Source organism: Paenisporosarcina sp. P4_E4_2 (genome assembly GCF_056401595.1).
The window spans coordinates 1-9,393 of sequence record NZ_JBFUJC010000103.1; the positions used below are offsets into that span (position 1 = coordinate 1).

The 9,393-nt window shown below is 37.7% G+C and carries 9 protein-coding genes; 2 read left to right on the top strand and 7 right to left on the bottom strand.

Annotation, left to right across the window (positions count from 1 at the left end; all coding sequences use genetic code 11):
- Positions 1–446: N-acetylmuramoyl-L-alanine amidase family protein (locus AC1DSB_RS09250; RefSeq protein ID WP_477586541.1), on the top strand; the 446-nt coding region annotated here is incomplete at its 5' end.
- A gap of 46 nt (positions 447–492) precedes the next feature.
- On the opposite strand, the gene AC1DSB_RS09255 is transcribed toward AC1DSB_RS09250, so the two are convergent.
- The 4 genes from AC1DSB_RS09255 to AC1DSB_RS09270 all read right to left on the bottom strand — a co-directional run bounded on the left by AC1DSB_RS09255 (position 493) and on the right by AC1DSB_RS09270 (position 5,619).
- Positions 493–1,533 (bottom strand): LacI family DNA-binding transcriptional regulator, encoded by a 1,041-nt coding sequence (locus tag AC1DSB_RS09255; protein ID WP_477586543.1) that lies wholly within the window; start codon positions 1,531–1,533, stop codon positions 493–495.
- A gap of 360 nt (positions 1,534–1,893) precedes the next feature.
- Positions 1,894–2,736, bottom strand: a complete 843-nt coding sequence (locus AC1DSB_RS09260; RefSeq protein WP_477532373.1) for a sugar ABC transporter permease — start codon at positions 2,734–2,736, stop codon at positions 1,894–1,896.
- Between the two features lies 1 nt (position 2,737).
- Positions 2,738–4,024 (bottom strand): carbohydrate ABC transporter permease, encoded by a 1,287-nt coding sequence (locus tag AC1DSB_RS09265; RefSeq protein ID WP_342543420.1) that lies wholly within the window; start codon positions 4,022–4,024, stop codon positions 2,738–2,740.
- A 305-nt stretch (positions 4,025–4,329) separates the two neighbouring features.
- A complete protein-coding gene (locus AC1DSB_RS09270) occupies positions 4,330–5,619 on the bottom strand; it encodes an extracellular solute-binding protein (RefSeq protein ID WP_477586546.1) in 1,290 nt (429 codons plus the stop codon).
- Between the two features lie 439 nt (positions 5,620–6,058).
- Here AC1DSB_RS09270 and AC1DSB_RS09275 point away from each other — a divergent pair, with 439 nt between their 5' ends.
- The gene (locus AC1DSB_RS09275) at positions 6,059–7,822 is read left to right on the top strand and encodes a glycoside hydrolase family 13 protein (RefSeq protein ID WP_477532401.1); all 1,764 of its coding nucleotides are present in this window, start codon (positions 6,059–6,061) and stop codon (positions 7,820–7,822) included.
- 315 nt (positions 7,823–8,137) lie between these two features.
- On the opposite strand, the gene AC1DSB_RS09280 is transcribed toward AC1DSB_RS09275, so the two are convergent.
- Genes AC1DSB_RS09280 through AC1DSB_RS09290 form a run of 3 tightly spaced genes read right to left on the bottom strand, consistent with a single transcriptional unit; the run spans position 8,138 to position 9,071 of the window.
- Positions 8,138–8,356, bottom strand: a complete 219-nt coding sequence (locus AC1DSB_RS09280) for a DUF3955 domain-containing protein (RefSeq protein WP_477532400.1) — start codon at positions 8,354–8,356, stop codon at positions 8,138–8,140.
- A 30-nt stretch (positions 8,357–8,386) separates the two neighbouring features.
- Positions 8,387–8,584 carry a helix-turn-helix domain-containing protein gene (locus AC1DSB_RS09285; RefSeq protein ID WP_477532399.1) on the bottom strand — a complete coding sequence of 66 codons (198 nt, stop codon included), beginning with the start codon at positions 8,582–8,584 and terminating at the stop codon, positions 8,387–8,389.
- Between the two features lie 7 nt (positions 8,585–8,591).
- A complete protein-coding gene (locus AC1DSB_RS09290; protein WP_477586548.1) occupies positions 8,592–9,071 on the bottom strand; it encodes a DUF2975 domain-containing protein in 480 nt (159 codons plus the stop codon).
- Between the last annotated feature and the right edge of the window lie 322 nt (positions 9,072–9,393).

The following is a 9,393-nucleotide window of genomic DNA, read 5'->3' on the forward strand; positions in this document are numbered from 1 at the left end:
CATCTGAACTTCTGGCAAGCAAATTACAGTCTGCTGGGGCCAATGTAGTCATGACACGTGATTCCGATGTCTATGTTGACTTACGAAAACGCGTGGCTATCGGCCATCAACTCGCTGCAGATGCTTTTATCAGTGTTCATTATGACGCAACCGATAGCAGTGCGATTAATGGGTTCACTACTTATTACATGCATGGCTATCAAAAAGGACTTGCTCAAAGTGTACATCGATCCCTTGGGAACACAATTTCCTTGCGTGACCGCGGTGCTCAGCCCGGAAATTATCTCGTACTGCGAGAAAATCGTCAGCAAGCGATCTTGATTGAACTTGGTTTCCTGAGTAATCCATCAGAAGAACGTGCAGTGACGACTGAACAATTCAGAGAACAAGCATCTTTGGGCATTTACAATGGAGTCGTCAATTATTTCGATGATCAATTGGAATAGAAAAAAGCTCGTCCAATAAAATTTGGACGAGCTTTTTTATCATTTCCTAAAGATCACTGATATTTTTAGTGCTTTCTGAACATGAGCAACGTTTGATGATTGCGTGGTCCACTATGATCCGCTTAACTGGTTCATTTGGATTTTCCAATAGTTGAATCATGCTTTTTGCCGCCTGATAGCCGATTTCGAAAATATTGATATCAACTGAGGTTAAAGGTGGATGGGACAGTTCAGTAAAAAGCACATTATTGAAGCTGATGATCGACATGTCTTCAGGGACGGAAATATTCATTTCCAWCAATGTATTCAAAACGCCAAGTGCAATTAAATCATCAGCCACCACCAAAGCGGTAGGAGGTTCTTCCAGATTGATGAGCTTCCCAATAGCCTCTTGCCCACCTTCACGTAAAAACTGACTGTGTATAATATAATCGTCGTTGCTTTGAAGACCAGCTTCACCTAGAGCTTTTTCAAAACCAAGTAACCGCTCGACCGTCACCACGAAGTTCAGATCTCCACCAATAAAACCTATTTGATTATGACCCAGGCTCAGCAAGTAACTCGTCGCTTCTTTTGTCGCTTTATAGTTATCGTTATCTACATATGTAATTTGCTCCACGTCTTTAAACGGTTTTCCTATTACGACAAAAGGAAAATTTCTTTCCCTCAAATAATTCAAGACTTTGTCTTCAATCCGGGAATATAAAAGGATGACTCCGTCAACACGGCCGCCCTGCACCATTTGTACAACCCCGTAAAAAATCTCTTCATCTGTATTTCCCGTATTGATCTGCAAGGCATAATGTCGTTCATTTGCTCCGTCACTTAACCCTCTCAATACTGTCGGGAAAAATGGATTCTGGAAGAATACATCTGTTGAGTTTGGCAAAACCAATCCAATGACTCTTGTTGACTGATTGGCTAAACTGCGAGCGATAAAATTCGGATGATAGCCTAGCTCATCCATAGCAGCTCTTACTTTAATTTTAGTTTTTTCACTGATTCGAGGGTTATTCGCAATGACCCTCGACACGGTTGAAGGTGCCACATTTGATAGTTTGGCAACGTCTTTGATTGTGATGGCCAAAGCTCCTCATCCTCTCTTTAAGAACTTCATAACCATAATTCATATAAATCTATTATAACGATTGTTGACGAATTAATTTACAAAATAATTGATATTCAAGTGGTTATTTTTTGATTTCGTCTCATAAAGAACCAAAATCCAAAAATGTAGTTTGACCATAATCTTGGCGACGAAGCTGCCCAGCGATGCAACGCACCTTCATGTTTCGAAGCTAGCGTAGCGATGCAAAAGCAGAAACAGAAACAGGAGCACAGGCTTTTAGGTTTTTCCGCAGGAAGGTTTTTTTGTCGCAGATTCCATCACTTTTAATAAAAAATCCACATTAACAGTTAACAAAGCTTATTTATAAAAACATGGGTATTAACCCTTTGTCCCGCCTGCTGTTAGACCAGATACGAAATATTTTTGGAACATCAAGAACAGAATCGCGATAGGAATTGCTACTAATACTGCACCTGCTGCGAACTTTGTGAATTCATTACCAAACTGCTTGGCCACCATTTCGTAAAGACCGACGGCAAGTGTAAATTTCTGATCATCGCGTAGTAAAATCCGTGCGAGGATGAAATCACCCAAAGGTGCGATGAACGAGAACAATGCAACTACTGCAATGATTGGTTTAGCCAAAGGCATAACAATTTGGAAGAAGATGCGCATATGACCTGCACCATCCATTTTTGCCGATTCATCCAGTTCTCTTGGAATGGTGTCCAAATAACCTTTCATCAGATACGTATTCATCGGTATTTGTCCACCTACATACACAAGAATTAATCCTAGATGCGTATCAATCAAACCTGTACGGATGGCTAATACGAAAATTGCGATTAATGCTGCAAAGTTTGGAATCATTTGCAGGATTAAAAATGTCAGCAAGCCATTCTTTCTTCCATAGAAACGGTATCGTGAAAAGGCATAAGCTGTAAATGACACAGAGATAACCGTTAAAACCATCGTAATTACACTTATTTTCATGGAATTCCAATACCAAAGAAGGTAATTGGATTTCTCTGTATCAAACAAGAAATCATAATGTTTGAATGTTGGATTATCGGGAAACATTTTTGAGCCTGATAAACTTTGACCTGGATTTAATGAAGATCCAATAACCCATAGCAATGGATACACAACAATGGCAACCATCGCTAAAATAGCTAAATAAGATAACGTGAGGCGGATGATTCTGCTTTTTTTATTACTCATGTTACATCATATCCTCCTCTTGGAAAGATTTCGTGCGTTTAAATTGCCATAACGCTACGGAGATGACAATGATTGAAAGAATCATGGTGACAGCAGCCGCTTTTCCGTATTGTGCACTGGTCATGGTCAAACGATAGATCCAGGATATGAGGATATCGGTACCCCCGGCATTTTGGCTCGGAATCGCAGGACCTCCCCCGTTGAACAGGAAAATAACGTTAAAGTTATTAAAATTGAATGTATATTGCGTAATGATTATTGGCGCCGTCGCATACAACACTAACGGCAACGTAATCGAGAAGAACTTTTGCATGATGGATGCGCCGTCCACATTTGCTGCTTCATACAATTCATCAGGAATGGATTGAAGAACCCCTGTTGTCATCGCAAAAATGAACGGGAATCCTAACCATGTCTGAATCATAATCAACGCAAATCTCGTCCACATTTCATTCGTCATCCAAGGCAACCCAGCTTCGAGCCCTATTAAGGGAAGGATGGATTTATTGATGACACCGAAAGTTTCGTTGAACATACCCGAGAAAATCAAGATTGTGATGAACGATGGAACAGCCCACGGTAAAATCATGATTGTACGTATGATTGCTTTTCCTTTCAAATCCTTTTGATTAACAAGAATCGCTAGGAAGATCCCTAGAGCTACTTGGAAAGTTGTAGCAACGAAAGTCCAGACAATGGTCCAAGCAAGTACAGCAAAGAATGTTTTTCTCCAAATGTCCAATTTATAAATATCAATAAAGTTTTGGAATCCAACCCAGTCCACTAAATTTCCTGGTGGTGAATGGTACAAATCGTAATTGGTAAATGCCAAAAGTATGACAAATAATATTGGGAAAATAACAACAAAAATCAAGAGGAAGAATCCTGGTGAGATCATTAAGTAGGGAAATCCATTATTTATTAAGTTATGGTATTGCTGTCTTACCGAGTTTACCGATTCGCCTAGATCACGTTTCTTTCCGTTATGGTACGCGTCATATAAATTAAACGCATACACACATAGACCCATGATGGTGATAATTAAAGCAATGATGCCATCGATTAACAGGAATACTGAATTATCTAATCCAGCAATTTCCCCTAAAGTGACAATGCCCCAATAACCTACTCCTAAAAACTCAGAAAAAACGATGGCAAACGATGCCGCTAAAATTAAAAAGATCATTCCTTTAATAAATTGCTTATTGTAAAACTGTCCGAATCCAGGAATTATGGAGAGCAATGTGGCATTTCTTCGATGATGAGTAGCAGTTGTTAAACCTTCCATTCGGGCTTTGGCCTCCTTTTCAGCATAGAAGAAAGTGTTGAGTATGTATCACAATCGGTAATTGTAGTTTTCAATACTTATAGTATGCTATTCGAAAAACTGAAATTAATAGGATAAATAAAAGGATAGGCAATACCCTCCGGAATGAAGGATACCGCCCATGTCTTTTCCCAGCATTTTGATACCAGCATGATATGCTACCCAAATCTCTACCATATCCACGGTAAGAAGCTATGGCAGGTGGTTGTAACCGATTAACTTTCTCAGGCATCGGAGTAGATTTTGGGAGACACACTTAGCAAGTATTATTTCGCTGGGTGATTTGTTTCAATGTTAGTTTTGATAGATTTAACAGCTTCGTCCAAAGCTGCTTGTGGTTCAGATTTACCTGTAGCCACAGTTTGAAGTGCAGAAGCCATTGGTCCCCAAACTTCGCCCATTTCTGGAATGTTTGGCATTGGCACTGCGTATTGAGATTGAACAGCTACAGCTTTAGCGCCTTCATTGTCAGCAATAATTGGATCTTCAACTAATGCTACGTTAGCAGGAATTTCTGAAACTGCTTCAAAACGAGCTTTCGAGTTTTCATCATTAGACAAGTGTTCGATAAGTTTTGTTGCCCAGTAAGGATTTTTCGTGARCTTTGTTACGTGCCATCCTTTAACACCCATGAATGTTTTAACATGCTCTCCGTTTGGAAGTGTTGGCATTGGAGCAATTCCGATGTCAACTCCTGCATCTCTCATTCCTTGGAATGCCCWAGGTCCGTTCATAACTGCAGCAACTTTACCTTCGTTAAATAGGCCGTCCATTGCAGCGCCGCCAGTTTCACCGATGATACCTTTAGGGAATAATCCTTCTGTGTACCATTTTTGAATGTATGCAGCACCTTCTACAGCGCCTTCATTGTTCAAGCCAATATCTTTACGGTCAAGACCTTCTTCGCCTTCGTTGAACACATATCCACCCATACCTGCAATCGCACCGTGTGCAAAGTAGAAGTTATCCCAAAGTGCAAGGAATCCGTAGTTTTCACCTTTTGTGAAATCTTTAGAGAATGTATAAAGCTCATCCATTGTTTCAGGAGCTTTTTCCATTAATGCTTTATTATAAATAAATACTGGTGTTTCTGTTGCTTTAGGAAGACCGAAAAGTTTTCCATCATACATTTGAGCAGTAATTGAAGATTCGCTATATGTTTTTAATACTGAATCTTCAACTTTAATTTCTTGAATAAGTCCTTCAGTTACAACTTGGCCAATTTGGTCATGAGGAAGAGTTACAACGTCTGGAGCATTTCCTGTTGGACCATCTAAACGTAATTGATCACGGATTTTATCAGCCATGTTCAACTCTTTAAATTCAACTTTGATACCATACTCTTTTTCGAAAGACTCGATAGCAGCTGGTAACCAGTCTTTTGACTTGTCAACATCTTCCCAGATTACAAGTTTCTCTGGTTTAGGCTCTTCAGCCACGTCTTTGCCATCTGAGTCTTTACCGTCAGTTTCTGGATTTTCTGCACGATCAGGTGCACAAGCGCCGAGCATTGCTAATAAAAGAACAAGCATCATTAAAAATAAACTTTTCTTCATCATGACCCTCCTAATATCTTTTTGAACACTCACCTATACAACCGTTTGCACAAATCTAAAAACTCGTAAAAATGAAAACGCTATCATCTCTTTTTAAAAAAATAATGATTGTCTTCAAAAGACCTTTTCCGAATCTTTTAAACTTGTGAAAGCGATTGCACAAATATAGTTTTAATTATAATGATTGTTTCTAATTTTACAATAACTATTTTTAACAATCGTTAAAGGAAATTTTTTAGTTGACTGGATGTCTCATTTTCAGAACAATAAATTTAATAGGGATTGAATTGATTGAATTGTTTTGTTAATCTGAGACGAAGTTTTTAAATTGGCTCTGTTAACTTTTTGTGTTGATTTTGAATTAAAGGGATAAAGATTCCCTTTCTTTCAGCAACATCGTTTATCAGAGCATATAAAATAAACATAAGGTGGTGTTGGAATGGAACGTTCGGCAATTTTTCACCGACCAGGGAATAATTACTCCTTTATTCTTGACGAGGACACGCTTTGCATAAGGATTCGCACAAAAAAAGCGGATGTTAAACGGATCGACCTTATTTATGGCGATCCATATATTTGGGAAAATGACAAATGGATTTTTCAACGAGCAGATGTATTCATATGCGCAACTGATGCATTGTTCGATTACTGGGAAGTAAATATCAGTCCCCCTCACCGTAGAATTCGGTACGGATTTGAACTGCACTCGAACGAAGAAACCGTTGTTTTATCGGAAAAAGGATTTCATGAAGAAATCATATATGATTGTGGCTATTATTTCTGCTTCCCCTACCTCCATAAGTCAGAGCTATTTGATTCTCCGGAATGGGTGAAAAATACGGTATGGTATCAAATTTTTCCAGACCGTTTCTTTAACGGAAACAAATTAAACAATCCGAAAGACGTTCAACCATGGGGAGAAACTGAACCATCAACCAACAATTTCTTTGGTGGCGATCTGCATGGTGTCGAGCAACAACTTGATTACTTAGAAAAACTCGGCATAAACGGCATTTATTTCACACCAATTTTTACTGCACCATCCAACCATAAATATGACACCATTGATTATTTTTCGATTGATCCTCAATTCGGAACGAAAGAAGATTTCAGAAACTTGGTCGAGGCATGTCATGCCCGTGGAATCAAAGTGATGTTGGATGCTGTTTTCAATCACTGTGGTTACTACTTCCCTCCCTTCCAGGACGTATTGGAAAAAGGAAAGGGTTCAGAATACGTAAACTGGTTCTATCCGCACAGTCTTCCCTTGCAGGAAGGAGATCGTCCAAATTACGAAGCATTTGCATTTGTTTCCCAAATGCCCAAATTGAATACACAGAACCCTAAAGTAAAAAAATATTTGCTGGATGTTGCTGCTTACTGGATAAAAGAGTTTGATATTGACGGCTGGCGCCTGGACGTTGCCAACGAAGTGGATCACCAATTTTGGCGTGATTTCCGAAATGTCGTCCGTAACGAAAAACCTGATGTCTATATTCTTGGGGAAGTATGGCATGATGCCATGCCTTGGCTCAACGGTGATCAATTCGATGCCGTAATGAACTATCCGTTCGCTACTAATGTATTGCAACTACTGGCCAGTCAGACCATGTCTGCTACTGAGTTTATGGACTCAATGACTACTGTTCTGCAAAGCTATCCAAATAATGTGATGAACGTCACGTTCAATTTGGTGGGCAGCCACGACACATCGAGAATACTTACGGAGTGTCAGGACGATGTAAAACGCGTCAAACTGATTTATTTACTGATGTATACATTCATGGGGTCACCTTGTATGTACTATGGAGACGAGATTGGCATGACAGGTGGAAAAGACCCTGGCTGCAGAGCTTGCATGGAATGGGTTGAAGAGAAACAGAATACGGACCTTCTAGCTCATGTGACAAAATGCATTTCATTACGAAAACAACATACATTGCTCGCCAATGATGGTCATTTCCAGTTTATGAACTGGGTTGAAAGTAATCTTGTCGTTTACCGAAGATATATGGATGACAGGAATATTTTCGTGCTGATTAACCCTACAAATTCAACTCAGACCTATCACATTCCATATGAGATAAAAAATAACTCATTGAAAAATCTATGGACAGATGAAAAAATAGTTACAAGTGAGTCATCACCACAAATTCAGCTAGTGCCATATGATTTTAAGATAGTGGAATTTTACGCTGTTTAATAAAAGCTCTTTTAACCGAAAATGTTGATTTAATTTTATTTGGTGTCGATTCCCTTACTTCAACAACATCGTTTAACTAATTCTATAGAAAAGCCATATTCAATTAGGGTATTGATTTAAAGGGATAGTAAAGGAAATTTGATTAAAAGTATCGAGCGAACCCATGCTTTACGATAAATAAAAAGAAGCCATTTTGAAAAAAGAATAATCAAAATGGCTTCTTTTCTTTTCTTTTCCTTTTCGATTAAAGGATTCTAAGTGAATTTTAATCAAACTTTTTTATAAAACGAAATGTTCATTCAGGAATAAACATTATTAATTCGAAACTTGAGTTTTTTTCATCATTGTAACTAGCGCCATTCCAATTAAAGTAACAATCCCTAAGAAGAACAATAAGAATCCAATTGGGATTAAGAAGAAGGGCTCTTCTAAGGTACCATCTGGTGCTATATTACTTCCAATGATAGCCTTAGCAATAAAGCAGATTACTCCTAAAAAAATTGGTGTTGATGCGATAAAATATTTTTTCTTCATATCATTTTTCCTCCATAAAAGTTAGTTTAATCATTTTTTATATTCCAAGATATTACCTGGCTGACAGTCTAATACTTCACATATTTTCTCTAATGTTGAAAACTTAATTGCTTTTCCATTTTTTAAAATTGAGACGTTTGCCATTGTGATACCAAGCTTTTCCGATAATTCAGTAACACTCAATTTCCTCTTTGCCAGCATTACATCAAGATTAACTATGATAACCATGTTAACCTCAAATCGTTAATTCGTTATCCTGCTTTATACCACTTGCTTTACGCATTAAATAAGAAAGTAAAGAAGTAAATACAGAAATAACAACTGCAAAAAATAGAATAAGCAAAAGAAYCATTAATAGATTAGTGTTGTAGTTACCACTAATAAATACATAAAGCAGTGCGATAACATATAAAACTCCTTCTATCATTGCTAAAACACTTATACGCTTTAACCTATTTGCATTTTTTAATGTAAAATCGTTGCCTACATTAATATCTGAACAGATACTCCAGCCTATACATAAAGCAAAAAAGTAAGGAATGCTAGTTATCCAAATATAAGCAATTAAAGGTTTATATAGCTCTTTTAAGGGATCAGAATCTAACAATATATTCTTCCCTGTTTCTGGTCCAATATAGACACAGAACATTAAACCAAATAACCAGCAAAATACAATAATTATTTTTAACCACTTTGCTAATTCCTTCTGTTTCAATAACTCACCTTCTTCTCAACTTTCTAATGTTAGAATAATCGACGACACATTCTTAGTCAATACTTTTTTATCGTAAAACAATAAATTATTATTATTTTACTATAAATGTCCATAATTTGGATAATTTTTGAGTAAATTAAAATCATCTATCCTCTATAGATTTTAAAGGTAGTTTTACCACACTCTTTGCGACGAGTAACCGAAGGCGCAGCACTTTTGAAGAGTGAGACCCACAAGTATGTGTTTTTCATACTTGTTGGATCATGCGGAACATGTGGCAAAAGCAAATGTACGATAAACTTAAACAACCATATCCTTTACC

Coding starts and splice junctions, on each gene's coding strand:
- AC1DSB_RS09260 (WP_477532373.1), bottom strand. CDS start 2,736: ATGAGTAATAAAAAAAGCAGAATCATCCGCCTCACGTTATCTTATTTA.
- AC1DSB_RS09265 (WP_342543420.1), bottom strand. CDS start 4,024: ATGGAAGGTTTAACAACTGCTACTCATCATCGAAGAAATGCCACATTG.
- AC1DSB_RS09275 (WP_477532401.1), top strand. CDS start 6,059: ATGGAACGTTCGGCAATTTTTCACCGACCAGGGAATAATTACTCCTTT.
- AC1DSB_RS09280 (WP_477532400.1), bottom strand. CDS start 8,356: ATGAAGAAAAAATATTTTATCGCATCAACACCAATTTTTTTAGGAGTA.
- AC1DSB_RS09285 (WP_477532399.1), bottom strand. CDS start 8,584: ATGGTTATCATAGTTAATCTTGATGTAATGCTGGCAAAGAGGAAATTG.